This is a genomic window from Enterobacter sp. Taxon_8 (assembly GCF_058354585.1).
In genome coordinates this window covers 4,333,016-4,358,521 of sequence record NZ_CM177989.1, presented here as the reverse complement: position 1 = coordinate 4,358,521, position 25,506 = coordinate 4,333,016, and the positions used below count along the sequence as shown (strand labels likewise).

Here is a 25,506-nt window from a genome sequence, read left to right as displayed (position 1 = left end):
CCATCGATGGGTCGCATACGTATAATGCGACCTGACTCATTAATCATCTATCCCTGAGGAACATGTATGGGTGGTATCAGTATCTGGCAATTGTTGATCATTGCCGTCATCGTCGTGCTGCTGTTTGGCACCAAAAAGCTCGGTTCTATTGGTTCCGATCTGGGCGCGTCTATCAAAGGCTTTAAGAAAGCGATGAGCGATGATGAGAGCAAGCAGGATAAAACCAGCCAGGACGCTGACTTTACTGCTAAATCCATCTCCGACAAGCAAGAAGAAGCCAAAAAGGAAGACGCCAAACGCCACGATAAAGAGCAGGTATAAGTCGTGTTTGACATTGGTTTTGGTGAGCTGCTGCTGGTCTTTGTGATTGGCCTGATCGTGCTGGGGCCGCAGCGTCTGCCGGTGGCGGTGAAAACCGTTGCGGGCTGGGTGCGTGCGCTGAGATCGCTGGCATCGACCGTTCAGAATGAGCTGGCGCAGGAGCTTAAGCTGCAGGAATTTCAGGAAAGCCTCAAAAAGGTCGAGAAGGCGAGCATGGATAATCTGACGCCGGAACTGAAAGCCTCAATGGATGAACTGCGTGAAGCGGCGGAATCCATGAAGCGCTCTTACAGCGTCAACGATCCTGAAAAAGCGAGCGATGAAGTGAACACTATCCATAACCCGGTGGTGAAGGGCAGCGAGGAGCAGCGCGAGGGCGTAACGCCTGCCAGCGCTGAACATCAGGCTGCTGCGCCAGAACAGACGCCGCAGGAAACCGAAGTGAAAAAACAGGCGCAGCCGGAAGAACCGGTAACTAAAACGGCGGAAGTAAAGCCCGCTGCGTCCGTTTCCGAATCAGCCCCCTCGTCGAGTGATAAAGCGTAAACATGGCAGTAGATGATACTCAACCGCTGATTACGCACCTCATAGAGCTGCGTAAGCGCCTGTTAAACTGCATTATTGCAGTTTTCGTTATTTTTCTATGCCTGGTTTATTTCGCCAATGATATCTACCAGGTTGTCTCTGCACCATTAATTAAGCAGATGCCGCTGGGCGCAACGATGATTGCGACGGATGTGGCTTCTCCGTTCTTTACCCCCATCAAGCTGACCTTCTGGGTGTCGTTGATAGCCTCTGCGCCCGTCATTCTTTACCAGGTATGGGCGTTTGTGGCGCCCGCTCTGTATAAACACGAACGCAAGCTGGTTATCCCGCTGCTGGTGTCCAGCTCGCTGCTGTTCTATATCGGCATGGCGTTTGCCTATTTCGTTGTCTTCCCGCTGGCCTTCGGCTTCCTGACGCATACCGCGCCGGAAGGGGTCCAGGTGTCGACGGATATTGCCAGCTACCTCAGCTTTGTGATGGCGCTGTTTATGGCGTTTGGCGTGGCATTCGAAGTGCCGGTGGCCATTGTACTGCTTTGCTGGGTAGGGGTTACGACTCCGGATGACCTGCGTAAGAAGCGTCCGTATATTCTGGTGGGCGCCTTCGTGGTCGGCATGCTGCTAACGCCGCCGGATGTGTTCTCGCAGACGCTGCTGGCCATACCGATGTACTGTCTGTTTGAGGTCGGTGTTTTCTTCTCGCGTTTCTACGTGGGTAAAGGACGTCGAGCGGATGACGAAGACGATACGTCCGACAAGACCACTGAAGAGTAAAACCAGCCGCCCGTGAGGGCGGTTGTTATATGGGGATTTGCATGTTTGATATCGGACTCAACCTGACCAGCTCGCAGTTTGCGAAAGATCGTGATGAGGTGGTTGCGCGTGCATTTGCCGCCGGGGTGAAAGGACTGCTGCTGACGGGCACCAACCTGCATGAGAGCGAGCAGGCGCAGCAGCTGGCGCAACGATACGATCGCTGTTGGTCTACTGCTGGCGTGCATCCTCACGACAGCAGCCAGTGGACCGCGCAAAGTGGCGACACTCTACGCAGGCTGGCAAAGACACCAGAAGTGGTGGCGATTGGCGAGTGCGGCCTCGATTTCAACCGTAACTTTTCCACGCCTGAAGAGCAGGAAAAGGCATTCACTGCCCAGCTTGCGCTAGCGGCAGAGCTTGAAATGCCCGTATTTATGCACTGCCGCGACGCGCATGAGCGTTTTCTGACTCTGCTTGATCCGTGGCTCGATAAACTGCCCGGCGCGGTGCTGCACTGCTTCACCGGCTCACGGCAGGAAGCGCTGGAATGCCTGGAGCGCGGGCTTTATCTGGGGATTACCGGTTGGGTTTGCGATGAGCGCCGCGGGCTTGAGCTTCGGGAGCTGTTGCCAGCGATCCCGGCTGACCGGTTGCTCCTTGAAACGGACGCACCTTATCTGCTGCCGCGCGATATGAAACCCAAACCGGCATCGCGACGAAATGAGCCCGCTTATCTGGGGCACATTATTGAGAGCGTCGCGAAGCGGCGCGGAGACGATCCGCACTGGCTTTCGGCACAGACGGATGACAACGTGCGTAAGCTGTTCGGGATAAATGTTTAAAGTTTACGGAAGTCGGTGTTTTTAACGCTCTGCAGCACCTGCTTGTTCAGCAGATTAAGCAACAGCATAGAGCGCGCTTCCCCGTCCGGCTCGGCAAAAATCGCCTGCAGGCCTTCGAAAGCCCCTTCGGTAATCACGACGCTATCGCCCGTATAGGGTGTTTCCGGGTCGGTGAGACCTTCGGGCTGTTGATATATCGACAGCTGATGAATAACCGTCGACGGAACTGTTGCCGGGTGGGCACCAAAACGAACGAAGTGGCTGACGCCGCGCGTTGCGCTGATGGTGGTGGTGTGGATGACTTCCGGGTCGAATTCCACGAAGAGGTAGTTCGGGAACAACGGCTCGCTGACGGTTGTGCGCTTCCCGCGCTGCATTTTTTCAAGCGTGATCACGGGCGTCAGGCAATTTACAGACTGACGTTCAAGATGTTCCTGCGCGCGCTGAAGTTGCCCGCGTTTGCAATACAGTAAATACCAGGCCTGCATAATCACTCTTTCCCTTAGTTCGGGGCGCAAGCATATCAAAACCCTGGCGGGATCGCTAAGTTGATTATAATGGGGGAAAATGGAACAGAACGCATAAGTTCACGCTTATTTAACAAAATTACAGCATCAAGCAGGCTTACGCCGTATAATGAAGCGCTTACAGAGAGGCCATGATTAACTGCATGAAATACCACGATCTCCGCGACTTCCTGACGCTGCTGGAAAAGCAGGGTGAACTCAAGCGTATTACACTTCCTGTTGATCCTTATCTGGAGATGACAGAAATTGCTGACCGCACCCTGCGTGCCGGTGGCCCCGCATTACTGTTTGAAAATCCAAAAGGTTACTCAATGCCGGTTCTGTGCAACCTGTTTGGTACACCGCGTCGCGTCGCACTGGGGATGGGGCAGGAAGACGTCACGGCGCTGCGTGAAGTCGGTAAGCTGCTGGCCTTCCTGAAAGAGCCGGAGCCGCCGAAAGGCTTCCGCGATCTGTTCGACAAACTGCCGCAGTTTAAGCAGGTGCTGAACATGCCCACCAAACGCCTGCGCGGCGCGCCGTGCCAGCAGAAGGTGCTGGAAGGCGATGCGGTTGATTTGACTAAAATCCCTATCATGCAGTGCTGGCCGGAAGATGCTGCGCCGCTGATCACCTGGGGACTGACCGTCACGCGTGGCCCGCACAAAGAACGCCAGAATCTTGGTATTTACCGCCAGCAGTTGATTGGCAAGAATAAGCTCATCATGCGCTGGCTGTCGCATCGCGGCGGCGCGCTGGATTTTCAGGAGTGGTGTGCTGCACACCCGGGTGAACGTTTCCCGGTATCTGTCGCCCTGGGCGCCGATCCGGCCACCATTCTGGGGGCCGTCACGCCCGTACCGGATACGCTCTCGGAATATGCCTTTGCAGGCCTTCTGCGCGGGACGAAAACGGAAGTTGTGAAGTGTATCTCTAACGATCTCGAAGTCCCGGCCAGTGCAGAAATTGTGCTGGAAGGTTACATTGAACCGGGTGAAATGGCGCCAGAAGGCCCTTACGGCGACCACACCGGCTATTACAACGAAGTGGATAACTTCCCGGTGTTCACCGTAACGCACATTACGCAGCGTGAAGATGCGATTTATCACTCCACGTATACCGGGCGTCCACCGGATGAACCCGCGGTACTGGGCGTGGCGCTGAACGAAGTGTTTGTGCCGATTCTGCAAAAGCAGTTCCCGGAAATTGTTGATTTTTATCTGCCGCCTGAAGGATGCTCGTATCGCATGGCGGTGGTCACGATGAAGAAGCAGTATCCTGGTCACGCGAAACGCGTGATGATGGGCGTGTGGTCTTTCCTGCGCCAGTTTATGTATACCAAATTTGTTATTGTCTGCGATGATGACGTTAACGCCCGCGACTGGAATGACGTAATCTGGGCCATTACCACGCGAATGGACCCGGCGCGCGATACCGTGTTAGTCGAAAACACGCCGATTGATTATCTGGATTTTGCCTCGCCGGTTTCCGGTCTTGGCTCAAAGATGGGACTGGATGCCACAAATAAATGGCCTGGCGAAACCGACCGTGAATGGGGTCGCCCGATCAAAAAAGATCCTGCTGTGACCGCGCGCATTGACGCGATCTGGGACGAGCTGGCCATAATGAATAACGGTAAACCGTGAGCTGACCGTTAAGCCCTATAGACTTCCCGACAGAGAGAGCGAATGACAACCTTAAGCTGTAAAGTGACCTCGGTAGATGCCATCACCGACACCGTATATCGCGTCCGTTTAGTGCCAGAAGCGCCATTCTCTTTCCGCGCGGGTCAGTACCTGATGGTTGTGATGGATGAGCGTGATAAGCGTCCTTTCTCCATGGCCTCCACGCCAGCGGAGCAGGAATTTATTGAGCTTCATATTGGTGCGTCAGAGCTTAACCTGTATGCAATGGCGGTGATGGATCGGATCCTGAAGGAACGTGAAATCGTGGTGGATATTCCGCACGGCGATGCGTGGCTGCGCGATGACGAAGACCGTCCGCTGATCCTGATTGCCGGTGGTACAGGCTTCTCCTACGTGCGATCCATTCTGTTAACCGCCCTGGCGCGTAACCCGGACCGTGACATCACCATTTACTGGGGTGGCCGTGAAGAGAAACACCTGTATGACCTGTCTGAACTGGAAGCGCTGAGCGTCACCCATCCTAACCTGCGCATTGAGCCGGTGGTTGAGCAGCCGGAAGAGGGCTGGCGCGGGCGTAGCGGGACGGTGCTGACGGCGGTGCTGCAGGATCACGGCACGCTGGCAGGACACGATATCTATATCGCTGGCCGTTTTGAGATGGCGAAAATTGCCCGTGACCTGTTCTGTAACGAACGTGACGCGCGTGAAGACCGCCTGTTTGGCGATGCGTTTGCCTTCATTTAAGTAAAAAACCCGCCCCTGACAGGCGGGAAGAACGGCAACTAAACTGTCTCTCTTCGCCAATGACGCCATAACTGCGTTGGCTGCGCTCGTTCACCCGAATCACTTACTTAAGTAAGCTCATCGGGATTCGCTCGCTTGCCGCCTTGTTCTGACGCCATTGGCTTTGAGATACTTTTCCTAATTTACACTCTCTCAAACACCGTCGCGATACCCTGACCCAGCCCAATACACATCGTTGCCAGACCAAACTGGGCATCTTTGCGTTCCATCAGGTTGATCAGCGTCGTGCTGATACGCGCCCCGGAGCAGCCCAGCGGGTGACCGAGGGCGATCGCGCCGCCGTTGAGGTTAATCTTCTCGTCGATCTGCTCCATCAGCCCCAGATCCTTAATGCACGGCAGGATCTGCGCGGCGAACGCTTCGTTCATCTCAAACAGGTCGATGTCGCTGGCGGTTAATCCCGCTTTTTTCAGCGCTAGCTTAGAAGCCGGAACCGGGCCGTAGCCCATGATCGACGGATCGCAGCCCACGACCGCCATCGAGCGTACCCGAGCGCGAGGCGTTAATCCCAGCTCGCGGGCGCGGCTTTCGCTCATCACCAGCATCGCGGCGGCGCCGTCTGACAGCGCCGACGAGGTCCCTGCTGTGACCGTACCGGTGACGGGGTCAAACGCCGGACGCAGCGTGGAAAGCGCTTCGACGGTGGTTTCCGGGCGGATGACTTCGTCGTAGCTGAACTGCTTCAGAACGCCGTCTGCATCGTGGCCGCCGGTCGGGATGATCTCATTCTTAAAGGCGCCGGACTGCGTGGCGGCCCAGGCGCGAGCGTGAGAGCGCGCGGCAAAGGCATCCTGCATTTCGCGGCTGATGCCGTGCAGGCGGGAGAGCATCTCGGCGGTCAGACCCATCATCCCCGCGGCTTTCGCCACGTTGCGGCTCATCCCCGGGTGGAAATCGACCCCGTGGCTCATCGGCACGTGCCCCATGTGCTCGACGCCGCCCACCAGGCAGGCCTGCGCATCACCGGTCATGATCATGCGTGCCGCGTCGTGCAGCGCCTGCATTGATGAACCGCACAGGCGGTTAACGGTGACGGCCGGAACCGAATGCGGGATTTCCGCCAGCAGCGACGCGTTGCGGGCGATGTTGAAGCCCTGCTCCAGGGTCTGCTGCACGCAGCCCCAGTAGATATCGTCCAGCGTAGCCGGATCCAGCGCCGGGTTACGCGCCAGCAGGCTACGCATCAGGTGCGCGGAGAGGTCTTCCGCACGCACGTTACGGAACGCGCCGCCTTTTGAACGGCCCATCGGGGTGCGAATCGCATCAACAATGACAACCTTTTCCATTGTGACTCCTTAAGCCGTTTTCAGCTCGCCAACCGGACGGGCTGGCTCAACTGCGGGATAGTAGGGTTCGTTATGGCGCGCTTTGTTACGCAGACCTTCCGGCACCTCATAAAGCGGGCCAAGGTGCTGATATTGCTGAGCCATATCGAGATAGCGAGCGCTGCCGAGCGTGTCCAGCCAGCGGAACGCGCCGCCGTGGAACGGAGGGAAGCCCAGGCCGTATACCAGCGCCATATCCGCTTCCGCCGGGCTGGCGATAATGCCTTCTTCGAGGCAACGCACCACTTCGTTGATCATCGGAATCATCATGCGGGCGATGATCTCATCGTCGGTGAAGTCGCGTTTCGGCTGACTGACATCGGCCAGCAGGCTATCCACCGCCGCGTCTTCTTCTTTCTTCGGTTTGCCCTTACTGTCTTCTTTATAGCGCCAGAAGCCTAGACCGTTTTTCTGACCGAAGCGGTTAGCGTCGAACAGCGCGTCAATCGCGTCGCGATAGTCTTTCTGCATGCGCTGCGGGAAGCCTGCCGCCATTACCGCCTGGGCGTGGTGGGCGGTATCAATGCCCACAACGTCCAGCAGATATGCCGGTCCCATCGGCCAGCCGAACTGTTTTTCCATCACTTTGTCGATTTTGCGGAAGTCCGCGCCGTCGCGCAGCAGCTGGCTAAAACCGGCGAAATAAGGGAACAGCACGCGGTTGACGAAGAAGCCCGGACAATCGTTAACGACGATCGGCGTTTTGCCCATCTTGCTGGCCCAGGCCACCACCTTGGCGATGGTGTCGTCAGAGGTTTTTTCCCCACGGATCACTTCGACCAGCGGCATACGGTGTACCGGGTTGAAGAAGTGCATGCCGCAGAAGTTTTCCGGACGCTTCAGCACGCTCGCCAGTTCGCTGATTGGAATGGTGGAGGTGTTAGAGGCCAGTACGGTATCCGGGCGAACCTTGTCTTCCGTTTCCGCCAGCACCGCTTTTTTAACCTTCGGGTTCTCGACGACGGCTTCGACCACCACGTCGACACGGTCGAAACCGCTGTATTCCAGCACGGGCTGAATGGTGGAGATCACGTCTGCAAGCTTCAGACCGTCAATTTTCCCGTGCTCAAGCTGTTTATTCAGCAGCTTGGCCGCTTCGGTCATGCCCAGCGTCAGGGATTTCTCGTTGATGTCTTTCATCACCACCGGCACGCCTTTCCAGGCTGACTGGTAAGCGATGCCGCCACCCATAATCCCCGCGCCAAGTACTGCCGCATGTTTTGGCGTCTCAACGTTTTTAGTCAGCTGTTTGGCTTTCCCTTTTACGAACTGATCGTTGAGGAAGATACCGACCAGCGCGCGAGCTTCATTGGTGTGCGCCAGCGGGACAAAGCTCTGATTTTCGAGCTTCAGCGCTTCATCGCGACCAAGGCGGGCAGCCGCTTCAATGGTTTTCACCGCCGTGATCGGCGCCGGGTAGTGTTTACCCGCCGTCTGCATCACCATGCCTTTGGCGATAGTGAAGCTCATGGTGGCTTCAATCTTGCTGAGTTTTAACGGTTCCAGCTTCGGCTGACGTTTGGCTCTCCAGTCGAGATCGCCGTTGATTGCCTGACGCAGAATGGCGAGTGCGCCTTCAACCAGCTTCTCAGGTTTTACAACGCCGTCGACCAGGCCAATTTTCTGCGCCTGTTCGGCGCCGACATCTTTACCTGCGGCAATGATCTCCAGGGCGCTGTCGGCACCCAGCATGCGCGGCATACGCACGGAGCCGCCAAAGCCCGGCATGATGCCCAGCTTGGTTTCCGGCAGGCCGATGCGCAGGTCCGGCGTCGCCAGGCGGTAGTCGGTCGCCAGCACGCATTCGCAGCCACCGCCCAGCGCATAACCGTTAACGGCGGAAATGGTCGGGACAGGCAGATCTTCCAGACGATTAAAGACGCTGTTGGCAAAGTGCAGCCACTGGCTCAACTGTTCTTCCGGAACCAGGAATAGCGAAAGGAACTCGGTGATATCGGCACCGACGATAAAGGCCGCTTTGTTCGAACGCAGCAGCAGCCCTTTTAATTCAGGTTGTTTTTCAAGAACATCCAGCGCCTGGCCAAGACTGGCCACCGTCGCGGTATCAAGCTTGTTCACTGAGCCGGGGGCATCGAACACCAGTTCGGCAATGCCATCTTCCAGCCAGTTGAGGTACAGGGTGTCGCCTTTGTAGAGCATGTCAGTCTCCTGAATCCAGCAATTGGATCTGGTCATACCAGATGAATCGGAGTGTGGGATTTATGTTAATAAAATGCAAATTACTCATTAAGAAAATGCTGCATTGATCACGGTCGGTGGAAATCACGCAGCCGGAGTGAGGTGTGCTAAGATGCGATGACTTGAGGTCAAAAAACGAAAGGAATAATGATGGACTCACTGGCTTCGCTTTATAAAAATCATATCGTTACCCTACAGGAACGTACCCGCGATGTACTGGCCCGCTTTAAGCTGGATGCGCTGCTGATCCACTCCGGCGAGCTAATGAATACCTTTCTGGATGACCACGCCTATCCGTTTAAGGTGAACCCACAGTTTAAGGCCTGGGTGCCGGTGACGCAGGTTCCCAACTGCTGGCTGCTGGTAGATGGTGTGAACAAGCCGAAACTGTGGTTCTACCTGCCGGTCGATTACTGGCACAACGTTGAGCCGCTGCCGACCTCTTTCTGGACGGAAGAAATTGAGGTCATTGCGCTGCCAAAAGCGGACGGCATTGGCAGCCAGCTGCCTGCCGCGCGTGGTAACATCGCTTATATTGGCCCTGTTCCGGAGCGTGCATTGGGCCTGGATATTGCGGCAGACAAACTCAACCCGAAAGGGGTGCTGGATTACCTCCACTATTACCGCGCGTATAAAACCGACTACGAACTTTACTGCATGCGTGAAGCGCAAAAAACGGCGGTGAACGGTCACCGTGCGGCGCATGAAGCATTCCAGTCGGGTATGAGCGAGTTCGACATCAATCAGGCTTATCTGACCGCGACAGGCCACCGTGATACCGACGTGCCGTACAGCAACATCGTCGCGCTGAATGAGCACGCGTCTGTACTCCACTACACCAAACTGGATCACCATGTTCCGTCGGAAATGCGCAGCTTCCTGCTGGACGCAGGGGCAGAATATAACGGCTACGCGGCCGATCTGACCCGTACCTGGGCGGCGAATGCGGATACCGATTTCGCGCAGCTTATTAAAGACGTGAACGATGAACAGCTGGCGCTTATTGGCACCATGAAGGCGGGAACCAGCTATGTGGATTACCACATTCAGTTCCATCAGCGCATTGCTAAACTGCTGCGTAAGCACCAGATTGTGAAAGACATGAGCGAAGAGGCGATGGTTGAGAACGATCTGACCGGGCCATTCATGCCGCACGGTATCGGCCACCCGCTGGGCCTGCAGGTTCACGACGTTGCGGGCTTTATGCAGGATGATACCGGCACGCACCTGGCGGCACCGTCTAAATATCCTTACCTGCGCTGCACCCGTATTCTGGAGCCGCGTATGGTGCTGACGATTGAGCCGGGGATCTACTTTATTGAATCCCTGCTGGCGCCGTGGCGTGAAGGCCAGTTCAGCAAGCACTTCAACTGGGAAAAAATTGACGCGCTGAAGCCGTTTGGCGGTATTCGCATCGAAGATAACGTTGTGGTTCATGAAAACGGTATCGAGAACATGACGCGAGACCTGAAGCTGGCCTGATGGAAAGCTGGCTGATACCGGCTGAACCGGTCACCTTTGTTGAGGAAATCAAGAAAAGCCGCTTTATTACGCTGCTGGCGCATACCGACGGCGTAGAGGCGGCAAAGGCGTTTGTCGAGTCCGTTCGGGCTGAGCATCCTGACGCCCGCCACCACTGCGTGGCGTGGGTAGCAGGGCCGCCGGACGATTCACAACAGCTGGGGTTTTCCGACGACGGTGAACCGGCGGGCACGGCCGGTAAGCCTATGCTTTCGCAGCTGATGGGCAGCGGCGTGGGCGAAATAACCGCCGTGGTGGTGCGCTACTACGGCGGCATTTTGTTAGGCACCGGTGGGCTGGTAAAAGCCTATGGCGGGGGCGTGCAGCAGGCGCTTAATATGCTGGTCACTACCCGCAAAACGCCGCTTACCGAATATACTTTATTATGCGATTACGCCCAGCTATCGGGTATTGAAGCGCTGCTGCGGCAGTTTAACGGTGTCATCGCACACAGCGAATATCAGGCAATGGTGCAATTACGCGTGGCGCTTCCTCAGGCGGAACTGGCTGCTTTTTCAGCAAAACTGGCTGATTTTAGTCGTGGTTCGTTGCAATTGCTGCCGATTGAAGAATAATCCCCACCTCACTTTTGAATACCAAAGGAAGCGGCAGAGATGCATTTTCGTGCCATAACCCGAATCGTTGGACTGCTGGTCATACTCTTTTCCGGGACGATGATTCTCCCAGGACTGGTGGCGCTTATCTACCGGGACGGTGCGGGGCGGGCATTCACCCAGACCTTCTTTGTCGCGCTGGCGATTGGCTCGCTGCTGTGGTGGCCAAACCGTCGTCAGAAAGGTGAACTGAAATCTCGCGAAGGATTTTTGATTGTGGTCCTGTTCTGGACGGTGCTGGGGAGCGTCGGTTCGCTGCCCTTTATCTTCTCTGAACAGCCTAATCTGAGCATCACGGATGCCTTTTTTGAATCGTTCTCAGGTTTAACAACCACTGGGGCGACGACGCTGGTCGGGCTGGATTCACTTCCCCACGCCATTCTCTTTTATCGCCAGATGCTGCAGTGGTTCGGCGGTATGGGGATCATCGTTCTGGCAGTGGCTATTCTCCCTATTCTGGGCGTTGGTGGCATGCAGCTCTATCGCGCCGAAATGCCCGGGCCTCTGAAAGATAACAAGATGCGCCCGCGTATTGCCGAGACGGCGAAAACCCTGTGGCTGATTTATGTCTTGCTGACGGTAGCCTGTGCGCTGGCGCTATGGTTTGCCGGGATGCCTGCTTTCGACGCCATCGGACACAGTTTCGCGACAATTGCCATTGGCGGGTTCTCTACCCACGATGCCAGCGTGGGCTACTTCGATAGCCCAACGATTAACACTATCATTGCCATTTTCCTGCTGATCTCTGGCTGTAACTACGGTTTGCACTTCTCTTTACTGAGCGGGCGCAGCCTGAAGGTGTACTGGCGTGACCCTGAGTTCCGCATGTTCATTGGGGTCCAGCTTACGCTGGTGATCATCTGTACTCTGGTGCTGTGGTTCCATGATGTCTATAACTCCGCGCTGACCACGCTAAATCAGGCGTTCTTCCAGGTGGTATCGATGGCGACGACAGCCGGGTTTACCACGGACAGTATCGCCCGTTGGCCGCTGTTCCTGCCGGTGCTGCTTTTATGCTCTGCATTTATTGGGGGCTGTGCGGGGTCCACGGGCGGTGGCCTGAAGGTGATTCGTATTCTGCTTCTGTTCAAGCAGGGCAACCGTGAGCTGAAGCGTCTGGTCCACCCGAACGCGGTCTACAGCATTAAGCTAGGGAACCGCGCGCTGCCGGAGCGTATCCTCGAAGCGGTGTGGGGATTCTTCTCGGCGTATGCGCTGGTCTTTATCGTCAGTATGCTGGCGATTATCGCGACGGGTGTGGATGATTTCTCCGCCTTTGCGTCCGTGGTGGCAACATTGAATAACCTCGGGCCTGGCCTGGGGGTTGTGGCGGATAACTTTGCGAGTATGAACCCCGTCGCGAAATGGATCCTCATCGCCAATATGCTGTTTGGTCGCCTTGAGGTCTTTACGCTGCTGGTGCTCTTCACCCCTACATTCTGGCGCGAGTAAGGAGCCGTTGATGAAAACACTCATTCTTTTCTCTACGCGAGACGGGCAAACGCGTGAGATTGCCGCGTATCTGGCATCTGAACTTAAAGAGCTGGGGATATATTCGGATGTGGTAAACCTGAACCGTGCGGATCAGATAGCCTGGCAGGATTACGATCGCGTGGTAATTGGCGCGTCAATTCGTTACGGGCATTTCCATCCGGCGCTGGATCGCTTTGTGAAAAAGCACACCGCGGTGCTCAATAAATTGCCCGGAGCGTTTTACTCGGTAAATCTTGTCGCACGTAAAGCAGAGAAGCGTACGCCGCAGACTAACAGCTACACGCGCAAGTTTTTACTCAGCTCGCCGTGGCAGCCAGACCTTTGCGCTGTCTTTGCCGGCGCGCTGCGCTACCCTCGTTATCGTTGGTATGACCGCTTTATGATCCGTCTTATTATGAAGATGACCGGAGGTGAAACCGATACGCGTAAAGAAGTGGTTTATACCGACTGGTCGCAGGTGGCTAGTTTTGCTCGGGAAATCGCACATTTAACGGGCGATTCGCGACTTAAATAAGCGTTAAGCTTGAAAAGTGAGCGAACGATAAGTTTTTTGTATTTTGTGCTTGTCACGTCGGAATAACTCCCTATAATGCGCCTCCACTGACACGGAACAACGGCACACACGCCGCCGGGTTAGCAGAGAATAGTGTAAATAAACGCTTGACTCTGAAGCGGGAAAGCGTAATATGCACACCCCGCGCCGCTGCGAAAAGCGAAGCGGCACTGCTCTTTAACAATTTATCAGACAATCTGTGTGGGCACTCAAAGTGACATGGATTCTTAACGTCCTCGGACGAAAAATGAATACCAAGTCTCTGAGTGAACATGCGTAATTCATTACGAAGTTTAATTCACGAGCATCAAACTTAAATTGAAGAGTTTGATCATGGCTCAGATTGAACGCTGGCGGCAGGCCTAACACATGCAAGTCGAGCGGCAGCGGAAAGTAGCTTGCTACTTTGCCGGCGAGCGGCGGACGGGTGAGTAATGTCTGGGAAACTGCCTGATGGAGGGGGATAACTACTGGAAACGGTAGCTAATACCGCATAACGTCGCAAGACCAAAGAGGGGGACCTTCGGGCCTCTTGCCATCAGATGTGCCCAGATGGGATTAGCTAGTAGGTGGGGTAACGGCTCACCTAGGCGACGATCCCTAGCTGGTCTGAGAGGATGACCAGCCACACTGGAACTGAGACACGGTCCAGACTCCTACGGGAGGCAGCAGTGGGGAATATTGCACAATGGGCGCAAGCCTGATGCAGCCATGCCGCGTGTATGAAGAAGGCCTTCGGGTTGTAAAGTACTTTCAGCGGGGAGGAAGGTGTTGAGGTTAATAACCTCAGCAATTGACGTTACCCGCAGAAGAAGCACCGGCTAACTCCGTGCCAGCAGCCGCGGTAATACGGAGGGTGCAAGCGTTAATCGGAATTACTGGGCGTAAAGCGCACGCAGGCGGTCTGTCAAGTCGGATGTGAAATCCCCGGGCTCAACCTGGGAACTGCATTCGAAACTGGCAGGCTAGAGTCTTGTAGAGGGGGGTAGAATTCCAGGTGTAGCGGTGAAATGCGTAGAGATCTGGAGGAATACCGGTGGCGAAGGCGGCCCCCTGGACAAAGACTGACGCTCAGGTGCGAAAGCGTGGGGAGCAAACAGGATTAGATACCCTGGTAGTCCACGCCGTAAACGATGTCGACTTGGAGGTTGTGCCCTTGAGGCGTGGCTTCCGGAGCTAACGCGTTAAGTCGACCGCCTGGGGAGTACGGCCGCAAGGTTAAAACTCAAATGAATTGACGGGGGCCCGCACAAGCGGTGGAGCATGTGGTTTAATTCGATGCAACGCGAAGAACCTTACCTACTCTTGACATCCAGAGAACTTTCCAGAGATGGATTGGTGCCTTCGGGAACTCTGAGACAGGTGCTGCATGGCTGTCGTCAGCTCGTGTTGTGAAATGTTGGGTTAAGTCCCGCAACGAGCGCAACCCTTATCCTTTGTTGCCAGCGGTTAGGCCGGGAACTCAAAGGAGACTGCCAGTGATAAACTGGAGGAAGGTGGGGATGACGTCAAGTCATCATGGCCCTTACGAGTAGGGCTACACACGTGCTACAATGGCGCATACAAAGAGAAGCGACCTCGCGAGAGCAAGCAGACCTCATAAAGTGCGTCGTAGTCCGGATTGGAGTCTGCAACTCGACTCCATGAAGTCGGAATCGCTAGTAATCGTAGATCAGAATGCTACGGTGAATACGTTCCCGGGCCTTGTACACACCGCCCGTCACACCATGGGAGTGGGTTGCAAAAGAAGTAGGTAGCTTAACCTTCGGGAGGGCGCTTACCACTTTGTGATTCATGACTGGGGTGAAGTCGTAACAAGGTAACCGTAGGGGAACCTGCGGTTGGATCACCTCCTTACCTTAAAGAACCTGCCTTTGTAGTGCTCACACAGATTGTCTGATGAAAAGTAAATAGCAAGGCGTCTTGCGATTGAGACTTCAGTGTCCCCTTCGTCTAGAGGCCCAGGACACCGCCCTTTCACGGCGGTAACAGGGGTTCGAATCCCCTAGGGGACGCCACTTGCTGGTTCGTGAGTGAAAGTCACCTGCCGTCATATCTCAAAACTGACTTACGAGTCACGTTTGAGATATTTGCTCTTTAAAAATCTGGATCAAGCTGAAAATTGAAACGACACATCTTTAATGGTGTGTTCGAGTCTCTCAAATTTTCGCAATCAGAAGTGAAACATCTTCGGGTTGTGAGGTTAAGCGACTAAGCGTACACGGTGGATGCCCTGGCAGTCAGAGGCGATGAAGGACGTGCTAATCTGCGAAAAGCGCCGGCGAGGTGATATGAACCTTTGACCCGGCGATGTCCGAATGGGGAAACCCAGTGCAATTCGTTGCACTATCGTTAACTGAATACATAGGTTAACGAGGCGAACCGGGGGAACTGAAACATCTAAGTACCCCGAGGAAAAGAAATCAACCGAGATTCCCCCAGTAGCGGCGAGCGAACGGGGAGCAGCCCAGAGTCTGAATCAGCTTGTGTGTTAGTGGAAGCGTCTGGAAAGTCGCACGGTACAGGGTGACAGTCCCGTACACGAAAGCACACAGGCTGTGAACTCGAAGAGTAGGGCGGGACACGTGGTATCCTGTCTGAATATGGGGGGACCATCCTCCAAGGCTAAATACTCCTGACTGACCGATAGTGAACCAGTACCGTGAGGGAAAGGCGAAAAGAACCCCGGCGAGGGGAGTGAAAAAGAACCTGAAACCGTGTACGTACAAGCAGTGGGAGCACCTTCGTGGTGTGACTGCGTACCTTTTGTATAATGGGTCAGCGACTTATATTCTGTAGCAAGGTTAACCGTATAGGGGAGCCGAAGGGAAACCGAGTCTTAACTGGGCGTTAAGTTGCAGGGTATAGACCCGAAACCCGGTGATCTAGCCATGGGCAGGTTGAAGGTTGGGTAACACTAACTGGAGGACCGAACCGACTAATGTTGAAAAATTAGCGGATGACTTGTGGCTGGGGGTGAAAGGCCAATCAAACCGGGAGATAGCTGGTTCTCCCCGAAAGCTATTTAGGTAGCGCCTCGTGAACTCATCTTCGGGGGTAGAGCACTGTTTCGGCTAGGGGGCCATCCCGGCTTACCAACCCGATGCAAACTACGAATACCGAAGAATGTTATCACGGGAGACACACGGCGGGTGCTAACGTCCGTCGTGAAGAGGGAAACAACCCAGACCGCCAGCTAAGGTCCCAAAGTCATGGTTAAGTGGGAAACGATGTGGGAAGGCACAGACAGCCAGGATGTTGGCTTAGAAGCAGCCATCATTTAAAGAAAGCGTAATAGCTCACTGGTCGAGTCGGCCTGCGCGGAAGATGTAACGGGGCTAAACCATGCACCGAAGCTGCGGCAGCGACGCTTATGCGTTGTTGGGTAGGGGAGCGTTCTGTAAGCCGTTGAAGGTGGCCTGTGAGGGTTGCTGGAGGTATCAGAAGTGCGAATGCTGACATAAGTAACGATAAAGCGGGTGAAAAGCCCGCTCGCCGGAAGACCAAGGGTTCCTGTCCAACGTTAATCGGGGCAGGGTGAGTCGACCCCTAAGGCGAGGCCGAAAGGCGTAGTCGATGGGAAACAGGTTAATATTCCTGTACTTGGTGTTACTGCGAAGGGGGGACGGAGAAGGCTATGTTAGCCGGGCGACGGTTGTCCCGGTTTAAGCATGTAGGCGGAGGTTCCAGGTAAATCCGGTACCTTATTAACGCTGAGGTGTGATGACGAGGCACTACGGTGCTGAAGTAACAAATGCCCTGCTTCCAGGAAAAGCCTCTAAGCATCAGGTAACATCAAATCGTACCCCAAACCGACACAGGTGGTCAGGTAGAGAATACCAAGGCGCTTGAGAGAACTCGGGTGAAGGAACTAGGCAAAATGGTGCCGTAACTTCGGGAGAAGGCACGCTGATATGTAGGTGAAGCCCCTGCGGGTGGAGCTGAAATCAGTCGAAGATACCAGCTGGCTGCAACTGTTTATTAAAAACACAGCACTGTGCAAACACGAAAGTGGACGTATACGGTGTGACGCCTGCCCGGTGCCGGAAGGTTAATTGATGGGGTTAGCGGCAACGCGAAGCTCTTGATCGAAGCCCCGGTAAACGGCGGCCGTAACTATAACGGTCCTAAGGTAGCGAAATTCCTTGTCGGGTAAGTTCCGACCTGCACGAATGGCGTAATGATGGCCAGGCTGTCTCCACCCGAGACTCAGTGAAATTGAACTCGCTGTGAAGATGCAGTGTACCCGCGGCAAGACGGAAAGACCCCGTGAACCTTTACTATAGCTTGACACTGAACACTGGTCCTTGATGTGTAGGATAGGTGGGAGGCTTTGAAGCGTGGACGCCAGTCTGCGTGGAGCCGTCCTTGAAATACCACCCTTTAATGGCTGGTGTTCTAACGTAGACCCGTGATCCGGGTTGCGGACAGTGTCTGGTGGGTAGTTTGACTGGGGCGGTCTCCTCCCAAAGAGTAACGGAGGAGCACGAAGGTTAGCTAATCCTGGTCGGACATCAGGAGGTTAGTGCAATGGCATAAGCTAGCTTGACTGCGAGAGTGACGGCTCGAGCAGGTGCGAAAGCAGGTCATAGTGATCCGGTGGTTCTGAATGGAAGGGCCATCGCTCAACGGATAAAAGGTACTCCGGGGATAACAGGCTGATACCGCCCAAGAGTTCATATCGACGGCGGTGTTTGGCACCTCGATGTCGGCTCATCACATCCTGGGGCTGAAGTAGGTCCCAAGGGTATGGCTGTTCGCCATTTAAAGTGGTACGCGAGCTGGGTTTAGAACGTCGTGAGACAGTTCGGTCCCTATCTGCCGTGGGCGCTGGAGAATTGAGGGGGGCTGCTCCTAGTACGAGAGGACCGGAGTGGACGCATCACTGGTGTTCGGGTTGTCATGCCAATGGCACTGCCCGGTAGCTAAATGCGGAAAAGATAAGTGCTGAAAGCATCTAAGCACGAAACTTGCCCCGAGATGAGTTCTCCCTGAGACTTTAAGTCTCCTGAAGGAACGTTGAAGACGACGACGTTGATAGGTCGGGTGTGTAAGCGCAGCGATGCGTTGAGCTAACCGATACTAATGAACCGTGAGGCTTAACCTTACAACGCCGAAGATGTTTTGGCGAAGAGACAGAACAATCAAATTTCAGCCTGATACAGATTAACAGAATTTGCCTGGCGGCTTTAGCGCGGTGGTCCCACCTGACCCCATGCCGAACTCAGAAGTGAAACGCCGTAGCGCCGATGGTAGTGTGGGGTCTCCCCATGTGAGAGTAGGGAACTGCCAGGCATCAAAATAGAAGAACCCCGTACCGAAAGGTGCGGGGTTTTTTGCTTTTGTTTTTCACCCTCTCCCTGTGGGAGAGAGACGGGGTGAGGGCATCAAACCGTACCATTCTCTCCTTGAAACTTTCTCACCTTCCGCTTGCAGACTCGACATTCAAACCGTTTCTGGGTATCGTTAGCTATCTGGATGTCTAAACGTTTATACGTATGCTGTGAGGATATAAAGCTATGCCGATTCGGGTGCAGGACGAGCTACCAGCCGTCAATTTCTTGCGTGAAGAAAATGTCTTTGTCATGACGACTTCACGTGCGACAGGTCAGGAAATTCGCCCGCTGAAGGTGCTTATTCTCAATCTGATGCCAAAAAAGATCGAAACAGAAAACCAGTTCCTGCGTCTTCTGTCGAACTCCCCGCTGCAGGTCGATATTCAGCTGCTGCGAATCGATGCCCGTGAGTCACGTAACACGCCTTCCGAGCATCTGAACAACTTCTACTGTAACTTCGATGACATTCAGGGTGAAAATTTCGACGGACTGATTGTGACCGGCGCGCCGCTGGGCCTGGTGGAATTTAACGATGTCGCTTACTGGCCGCAGATCAAACAGGTTCTGGAGTGGGCAAAAGATCACGTCACGTCCACGCTGTTTGTCTGTTGGGCGGTACAAGCCGCACTGAATATTCTTTATGGCATCCCCAAGCAAACCCGCACTGAAAAGCTCTCCGGCGTATACGAACACCACATTCTCCATCCACATGCGTTGCTGACGCGTGGTTTCGATGATTCTTTCCTGGCCCCGCATTCTCGCTACGCCGATTTCCCGGCCCAGCTGATTCGTGATTACACCGATCTGGAGATTCTGGCTGAAACGGAAGATGGGGACGCTTACCTGTTTGCCAGTAAAGATAAGCGCATTGCCTTTGTGACCGGACATCCTGAGTACGATCCGCACACCCTTGCGGCAGAATATTTCCGTGATGTCGAAGTGGGTCTTAACCCGGATGTCCCGTACAACTATTTCCCGAAGGACGATCCACAAAACAAACCGAGAGCGACCTGGCGCAGCCACGGGAATTTGCTTTTTACTAACTGGCTCAACTATTACGTCTACCAGATCACACCATACGATCTGCGTCACATGAATCCAACGCTGGAGTAATCGTCTGCACTAAACGATCCTAAAGCGTTTCAGCTATTCAAATCAGGCACCTTCGGGTGTCTTTTTTATTTCCGAAATTCCACTCATCATTCTTTAAAACTTTAATTTCAATAAAATCAATCATTTAAATTCAATTTATAATTAAAATGGAAATTGTTTTTGATTTTAGAAGAAATAGAGATAGTCTTAATTCTGCTGAGCGAAAACTACCCAACGATCTTTCGTTCGCATCGGGAGCGTGATTTTGGATCTTTGATGAGGAGCAGAGTAATGACTCAACAGGCAACGACGGTCGATGAACTGGCCTTTACCCAGCCGTATGGTGAGCAAGAACAGCAGGTATTGACGGCAGAAGCGGTAGAATTTCTGACTGAACTGGTGACCCGCTTTACGCCGCAGCGTAATAAGCTGCTGGCGGCACGCATTCATCAGCAGCAGGAAATTGATAACGGCAAGTTGCCTAGTTTTATTTCGGAAACCGCTTCCATTCGCCGTGGCGAGTGGAAAATCCGCGGTATCCCTGAAGATTTACAGGATCGCCGCGTTGAGATCACCGGTCCGGTAGAGCGCAAAATGGTGATCAACGCCATGAACGCGAACGTTAAGGTCTTCATGGCCGATTTTGAAGATTCCCTGGCGCCGGACTGGCGTAAGGTCATCGAGGGGCAGATCAACCTGCGCGACGCCGTGAACGGCACCATCAGCTATACCAACGAAGCCGGTAAAATTTACCAGCTCAAACCGAACCCGGCGGTGCTGATCTGCCGCGTGCGCGGCCTGCACCTGCCTGAAAAACATGTCACCTGGCGTGGGGAAGCCATTCCGGGCAGCCTGTTTGATTTCGCGCTCTATTTCTTCCACAACTATAAAGCCCTGCTGGCGAAGGGCAGCGGCCCGTATTTCTATCTGCCTAAAACGCAGGCCTGGCAGGAAGCAGCCTGGTGGAGCGAGGTCTTCAGCTACGCGGAAGATCGTTTCAACCTGCCGCGCGGCACCATCAAAGCCACGCTGCTGATTGAAACGCTGCCTGCCGTATTCCAGATGAATGAAATTCTGCACGCCCTGCGTGACCACATTGTCGGTCTGAACTGCGGACGCTGGGACTATATTTTCAGCTACATCAAAACCCTAAAAAACTATCCCGATCGCGTACTGCCGGATCGCCAGGTCGTGACCATGGATAAACCGTTCCTGAGCGCCTACTCGCGTCTGCTGATCAAAACCTGCCACAAGCGCGGCGCCTTTGCGATGGGCGGCATGGCGGCTTTTATCCCGAGCAAAGACGCAGAGCGCAACAATCAGGTGCTCAACAAGGTGAAAGCCGATAAAGAGCTTGAAGCCCGTAACGGTCACGACGGCACGTGGATTGCGCATCCCGGCCTGGCCGATACGGCAATGGAGGTCTTCAACCGCGTCCTCGGTGACAACAAAAACCAGCTGTTTGTCACGCGTGAAGACGATGCCCCAACGGCTGAAGAACAGCTGCTGGCCCCGTGCGCGGGCGAACGGACGGAAGAGGGGATGCGGGCCAATATTCGCGTTGCGGTGCAGTACATCGAAGCGTGGATCTCCGGCAACGGCTGCGTACCGATCTACGGCCTGATGGAAGATGCCGCGACGGCGGAGATCTCACGTACCTCTATCTGGCAGTGGATCCACCATCAAAAAACGCTCAGCAACGGCAAGCCGGTGACCAAATCCCTGTTCCGCCAGATGCTGGCCGAAGAGATGCGGGTGATCCAGGACGAGCTGGGCGAACATCGCTTCAGCAGCGGACGCTTTGACGACGCCGCGCGCCTGATGGAGCAAATCACGACATCAGATGACTTAATCGACTTCCTGACCCTGCCGGGCTACCGCTTCCTGGCGTAATCCACCACATAACAATATGGAGCATCTGCACATGAAAACCCGTACCCAACAAATCGAAGAATTGAAGAAAGAGTGGACACAACCTCGCTGGGAAGGCATCCGCCGTCCTTACAGCGCTGAGGAAGTGGTGAAATTACGCGGCTCGGTCAATCCGGAATGCACGCTGGCGCAAAATGGCGCGGCGAAAATGTGGAAGCTGCTGCACGGCGGTTCCAAAAAAGGCTACATCAACAGCCTCGGTGCGCTGACCGGCGGTCAGGCCCTGCAGCAGGCGAAGGCGGGTATTGAGGCTATTTACCTCTCCGGCTGGCAGGTCGCGGCGGACGCCAACCTGGCCTCCAGCATGTATCCGGATCAGTCGCTCTATCCAGCTAACTCCGTGCCGTCGGTCGTGGATCGGATCAACAACACCTTCCGTCGTGCGGATCAGATCCAGTGGGCTGCCGGTATCGAACCTGGCGATCCGCGCTTTATTGATTACTTCCTGCCGATCGTTGCGGATGCGGAAGCGGGCTTCGGCGGCGTGCTGAACGCCTTCGAGCTGATGAAATCGATGATTGAGGCCGGTGCAGCGGCCGTTCACTTCGAAGACCAGCTGGCGTCAGTGAAGAAGTGCGGACATATGGGCGGTAAGGTGCTGGTTCCCACACAGGAAGCGGTTCAGAAGCTGGTTGCCGCGCGTCTGGCTGCTGACGTGCTCGGCGTGCCGACGCTGGTCATTGCCCGTACCGATGCGGACGCGGCTGACCTGATCACCTCTGACTGCGATCCGTACGACAGCGAGTTCATCACCGGCGAGCGTACCAGTGAAGGTTTCTATCGTACCCACGCGGGTATCGAGCAGGCGATCAGCCGCGGTCTGGCGTACGCGCCGTACGCGGATCTGGTCTGGTGTGAAACGTCCACGCCGGATCTGGCGCTGGCAAAACGCTTTGCTGATGCCATTCATGCGAAGTATCCGGGCAAACTGCTGGCCTATAACTGCTCGCCGTCCTTCAACTGGCAGAAAAAGCTGGATGACAAAACCATCGCCAGCTTCCAGCAGCAGCTGTCCGACATGGGCTACAAATACCAGTTCATTACCCTGGCCGGTATCCACAGCATGTGGTTCAACATGTTCGACCTGGCGCACGCCTACGCGCAGGGTGAGGGCATGAAGCACTACGTTGAGAAGGTGCAGCAGCCGGAGTTTGCGGCGGGCAAAGATGGCTACACCTTCGTCTCTCACCAGCAGGAAGTGGGCACCGGCTACTTTGATAATGTGACCACGATTATTCAGGGCGGCACCTCCTCCGTCACCGCCTTGACGGGTTCAACGGAAGAAGCACAGTTCTAATCTTTTCCCCCTCTCCCCCCTGGGGAGAGGGCTGGTGGTGAGGGGGAATATATGTCGCGTGGCCTGGAATTACTGATTGCCCAAACTATTTTGCAGGGCTTCGATGCCCAGTATGGTCGTTTTCTTGAAGTGACCTCCGGCGCGCAGCAGCGCTTCGAACACGCAGACTGGCATGCGGTTCAGCAGGCCATGAAGCAGCGTATCCATCTCTACGATCACCACGTGGGTCTGGTGGTGGAGCAGCTGCGCTGTATTACCGACGGTAAAAGTCCGGACGCGGGATTTTTACTGCGCGTGAAGGAGCACTACACCCATCTGTTACCCGACTACCCGCGCTTCGAGATTGCGGAGAGCTTTTTCAACTCCGTCTATTGCCGGTTATTTGACCACCGCTCATTATCTCCTGAGCGGTTATTTATCTTCAGCTCCCAGCCCGAGCGGCGCTTTCGTACCATTCCGCGTCCGCTGGCGAAAGATTTCTTTCCCGATCGCGGATGGGAAAAGCTCCTGCACCGCGTGCTAACGGATTTGCCGCTGCGCCTGCCCTGGGAGAATAAAACCCGGGATATTGGTTATATCCACGCGCATCTCAACGAAACCTTCGGCGCGGAGGTGCTCAGCCACAGCCATTTGCAGGTTGCCAACGAGCTTTTCTACCGCAATAAAGCCGCCTGGCTGGTGGGTAAACTGGTTACCCCTACGGCCATCGTGCCGTTTCTGCTGCCCATTCACCGCACCGACGGTGGGGAACTGTTTGTCGATACCTGTCTGACCACCAGCGCCGAGGCCAGCATCGTGTTTGGCTTCGCCCGTTCCTATTTTATGGTCTATGCTCCGCTGCCTGCCGCGCTGGTGGAGTGGCTGCGCGAGATCCTGCCGGGCAAAACCACCGCCGAGCTGTATATGGCCATTGGTTGCCAGAAGCATGCCAAAACGGAAAGCTACCGGGAATACCTGCGTTATGTCACTACCGCTGATGAGCAGTTTATCGAAGCGCCCGGCATTCGCGGCATGGTGATGCTGGTGTTTACGCTGCCGGGCTTCGACCGGGTCTTTAAGGTGATTAAGGACAGATTCGCGCCGCAGAAAGAGATGACCGCCGCGCACGTCCGCGCCTGCTACCAGCTGGTTAAGGAGCACGACCGCGTCGGGCGCATGGCGGATACTCAGGAATTCGAAAACTTTGTGCTGGATAAGCAGCAGATCGATCCGGCACTCATGGCACTTTTACTGCAGGAAGCGCCCGCCAAAATCACCGATCTTGGTGACAAGATCGTGATTAGCCATCTCTATATTGAACGCCGCATGGTGCCGCTGAATATCTGGCTGGAGCAGTCCGACGGTCAGGCTTTAAGAGATGCGATTGAAGAGTACGGCAACGCGATTCGCCAGCTTGCCGCCGCTAATATCTTCCCGGGCGATATGCTGTTCAAAAACTTCGGCGTCACCCGTCACGGACGGGTAGTGTTCTACGATTACGACGAGATTTGCTACATGACCGAGGTGAACTTCCGCGATATCCCACCGCCCCGCTACCCGGAAGATGAGCTTTCCAGCGAGCCGTGGTACAGCGTTTTGCCGGGCGATGTGTTTCCCGAAGAGTTTCGCCACTGGCTGTGCGCCGACCCGCGCATCGGGCCGCTATTCGAAGAGATGCATGACGATCTGTTCCGCGCCAGCTACTGGCGCGGGCTGCAAACGCGGATCAAAAATGGGCACGTGGAAGATGTGTATGCATATCGGCGCAAGCAGCGGTTTTGCATCAGGTTTTCAGAGGGCATCATGTAGGCCGGGTATGGCGAAGCCGCCACCCGGCAATGCATGCTTAACGAATCCCACCGTACGCCAGCGTCACCTCTTTCGCCGCCTTAATTACCAGCGCGCCCAGCTCGGTAACCCGGTCATCGGTCATGCGCGAAATCGGTCCGGAGATGGAGATGGCGGCAAACGGCTCGCGGTGCTCGTCAAAAATACAGGCTGCGATACAGCGCAGGCCCAGAGCATGTTCTTCATCATCAAACGAATAGCCGCGCTTGCGGGTCAGAGCAAGGTCTTCTTTTAAATGCACGGGCGAAACCAGGGTGGCGTGGGTATAGGCGTGTAGCCCTTTACGGTGCAGCAGGCCTGTCACCTGCTCTTCGCTCAGCTGCGAGAGAAATGCCTTTCCCGCGCCGGAGGCGTGCATCGGCAGCTTGCCGCCAATCGGCGCGGACATGCGCATCAGCTGCGTGCACTGCACCTGGTCGATGATAATCGCCTGATGGTCGCTCTGGTCCAGCACCGCCAGGTTTACGGTCTCGCCGGAGTCCTCCATCAGCTTGCGCAGAATCGGGTGAACAATCGCCAGCAGGTTGCGGCTCTGCAGGAAGCTGCTGCCAACGATAAATGCATGCGCGCCCACCGCCCAGTGCCCCAGCTCGCCCACCTGGCGGACAAAGCCCAGCTGCTGCATGGTGGTCAGAAGACGGTGCGTCGTGGAGTTCGGCAGGCCAGCCTGCTGGGCAAGCTCCGTCAGGGCCACGCTGCTGTGCGACTCGGCTATCCACTCCAGCAGCTTCAAACCGCGCGTGAGCGATTGAACCTGTCCGCCCTGTTGTGCGGTGGTGGCAGCAGCAGGTTTTCTGCCGCGTTTAGCGGGAACGGTCGCGACCATGACGATCTCCTTTTTCTGTATCGTGGAAATCATTTTCGTTTTATTTGGTGAATTTGCAACCGTTATCCTG

18 protein-coding genes, 1 tRNA gene and 3 rRNA genes are annotated in these 25,506 nt (G+C 55.2%); 18 read left to right on the top strand and 4 right to left on the bottom strand.

Going from position 1 to position 25,506, the window contains the following annotated elements:
• The first annotated feature begins 66 nt into the window (after positions 1-66).
• From tatA to tatD, 4 genes are read left to right on the top strand one after another with little or no spacing between them, the layout of a single operon-like run.
• A complete protein-coding gene (gene tatA, locus AC4IBF_RS20750) occupies positions 67-321 on the top strand; it encodes a Sec-independent protein translocase subunit TatA (protein ID WP_020882874.1) in 255 nt (84 codons plus the stop codon).
• Between the two features lie 3 nt (positions 322-324).
• Positions 325-867 (top strand): Sec-independent protein translocase protein TatB, encoded by a 543-nt coding sequence (tatB, locus tag AC4IBF_RS20745; protein WP_136196054.1) that lies wholly within the window; start codon positions 325-327, stop codon positions 865-867.
• Between the two features lie 2 nt (positions 868-869).
• The gene (gene tatC, locus AC4IBF_RS20740) at positions 870-1,640 is read left to right on the top strand and encodes a Sec-independent protein translocase subunit TatC (RefSeq protein ID WP_115877026.1); all 771 of its coding nucleotides are present in this window, start codon (positions 870-872) and stop codon (positions 1,638-1,640) included.
• Positions 1,641-1,681: 41 nt separating this feature from the next.
• Positions 1,682-2,464: a 3'-5' ssDNA/RNA exonuclease TatD gene (gene tatD / locus AC4IBF_RS20735; RefSeq protein ID WP_111963547.1), complete on the top strand. Its 783-nt coding sequence runs from the start codon at positions 1,682-1,684 to the stop codon at positions 2,462-2,464.
• Here tatD and rfaH read toward each other — a convergent pair.
• Positions 2,461-2,952 carry a transcription/translation regulatory transformer protein RfaH gene (gene rfaH / locus AC4IBF_RS20730; RefSeq protein WP_111963548.1) on the bottom strand — a complete coding sequence of 164 codons (492 nt, stop codon included), beginning with the start codon at positions 2,950-2,952 and terminating at the stop codon, positions 2,461-2,463. The genes tatD and rfaH overlap by 4 nt on opposite strands.
• Before the next feature lie 170 nt (positions 2,953-3,122).
• Here rfaH and ubiD point away from each other — a divergent pair, with 170 nt between their 5' ends.
• The gene (gene ubiD / locus AC4IBF_RS20725) at positions 3,123-4,616 is read left to right on the top strand and encodes a 4-hydroxy-3-polyprenylbenzoate decarboxylase (protein ID WP_133295312.1); all 1,494 of its coding nucleotides are present in this window, start codon (positions 3,123-3,125) and stop codon (positions 4,614-4,616) included.
• 42 nt (positions 4,617-4,658) lie between these two features.
• Positions 4,659-5,360, top strand: a complete 702-nt coding sequence (gene fre / locus AC4IBF_RS20720; RefSeq protein WP_008501516.1) for an NAD(P)H-flavin reductase — start codon at positions 4,659-4,661, stop codon at positions 5,358-5,360.
• A gap of 182 nt (positions 5,361-5,542) precedes the next feature.
• On the opposite strand, the gene fadA is transcribed toward fre, so the two are convergent.
• A complete protein-coding gene (fadA, locus tag AC4IBF_RS20715) occupies positions 5,543-6,706 on the bottom strand; it encodes an acetyl-CoA C-acyltransferase FadA (RefSeq protein ID WP_058690926.1) in 1,164 nt (387 codons plus the stop codon).
• A gap of 9 nt (positions 6,707-6,715) precedes the next feature.
• Positions 6,716-8,905, bottom strand: coding sequence for a fatty acid oxidation complex subunit alpha FadB (fadB, locus tag AC4IBF_RS20710; RefSeq protein WP_136196053.1), 2,190 nt, complete (start codon positions 8,903-8,905; stop codon positions 6,716-6,718).
• 189 nt (positions 8,906-9,094) lie between these two features.
• Between fadB and pepQ the strand changes: the two genes are divergently transcribed.
• The 12 genes from pepQ (at position 9,095) to aceK (ending at position 24,571) form a co-directional block, all read left to right on the top strand.
• The gene (pepQ, locus tag AC4IBF_RS20705) at positions 9,095-10,426 is read left to right on the top strand and encodes a Xaa-Pro dipeptidase (RefSeq protein WP_111963551.1); all 1,332 of its coding nucleotides are present in this window, start codon (positions 9,095-9,097) and stop codon (positions 10,424-10,426) included.
• Entirely contained in the window at positions 10,426-11,040 is a 615-nt protein-coding gene (locus tag AC4IBF_RS20700; RefSeq protein WP_024908007.1) for an IMPACT family protein, read from the top strand. The genes pepQ and AC4IBF_RS20700 overlap by 1 nt, the downstream gene beginning before the upstream one ends.
• A gap of 39 nt (positions 11,041-11,079) precedes the next feature.
• On the top strand, positions 11,080-12,531 hold the full coding sequence (gene trkH / locus AC4IBF_RS20695; RefSeq protein WP_023309600.1) for a Trk system potassium transporter TrkH: 1,452 nt from the start codon (positions 11,080-11,082) through the stop codon (positions 12,529-12,531).
• 10 nt (positions 12,532-12,541) lie between these two features.
• Entirely contained in the window at positions 12,542-13,087 is a 546-nt protein-coding gene (hemG, locus tag AC4IBF_RS20690) for a menaquinone-dependent protoporphyrinogen IX dehydrogenase (protein WP_115877030.1), read from the top strand.
• Between the two features lie 354 nt (positions 13,088-13,441).
• A 16S ribosomal RNA gene (locus AC4IBF_RS20685) occupies positions 13,442-14,983 on the top strand.
• Positions 14,984-15,068: 85 nt separating this feature from the next.
• Positions 15,069-15,144: transfer RNA gene (locus tag AC4IBF_RS20680), tRNA-Glu, on the top strand.
• A gap of 183 nt (positions 15,145-15,327) precedes the next feature.
• Positions 15,328-18,233, top strand: a 23S ribosomal RNA gene (locus AC4IBF_RS20675).
• Between the two features lie 72 nt (positions 18,234-18,305).
• Positions 18,306-18,421, top strand: a 5S ribosomal RNA gene (gene rrf, locus AC4IBF_RS20670).
• Together the 16S, 23S and 5S rRNA genes with 1 tRNA gene alongside form the textbook arrangement of a ribosomal RNA operon.
• A gap of 224 nt (positions 18,422-18,645) precedes the next feature.
• A complete protein-coding gene (gene metA / locus AC4IBF_RS20665; RefSeq protein ID WP_133293561.1) occupies positions 18,646-19,575 on the top strand; it encodes a homoserine O-acetyltransferase MetA in 930 nt (309 codons plus the stop codon).
• A 270-nt stretch (positions 19,576-19,845) separates the two neighbouring features.
• Entirely contained in the window at positions 19,846-21,447 is a 1,602-nt protein-coding gene (gene aceB / locus AC4IBF_RS20660; RefSeq protein WP_133293562.1) for a malate synthase A, read from the top strand.
• A 31-nt stretch (positions 21,448-21,478) separates the two neighbouring features.
• Positions 21,479-22,783 carry an isocitrate lyase gene (aceA, locus tag AC4IBF_RS20655; protein WP_024906665.1) on the top strand — a complete coding sequence of 435 codons (1,305 nt, stop codon included), beginning with the start codon at positions 21,479-21,481 and terminating at the stop codon, positions 22,781-22,783.
• A 51-nt stretch (positions 22,784-22,834) separates the two neighbouring features.
• Positions 22,835-24,571 carry a bifunctional isocitrate dehydrogenase kinase/phosphatase gene (gene aceK, locus AC4IBF_RS20650; RefSeq protein ID WP_491463075.1) on the top strand — a complete coding sequence of 579 codons (1,737 nt, stop codon included), beginning with the start codon at positions 22,835-22,837 and terminating at the stop codon, positions 24,569-24,571.
• Between the two features lie 37 nt (positions 24,572-24,608).
• On the opposite strand, the gene iclR is transcribed toward aceK, so the two are convergent.
• A complete protein-coding gene (gene iclR / locus AC4IBF_RS20645; RefSeq protein ID WP_127729219.1) occupies positions 24,609-25,436 on the bottom strand; it encodes a glyoxylate bypass operon transcriptional repressor IclR in 828 nt (275 codons plus the stop codon).
• Positions 25,437-25,506 lie beyond the last annotated feature (70 nt).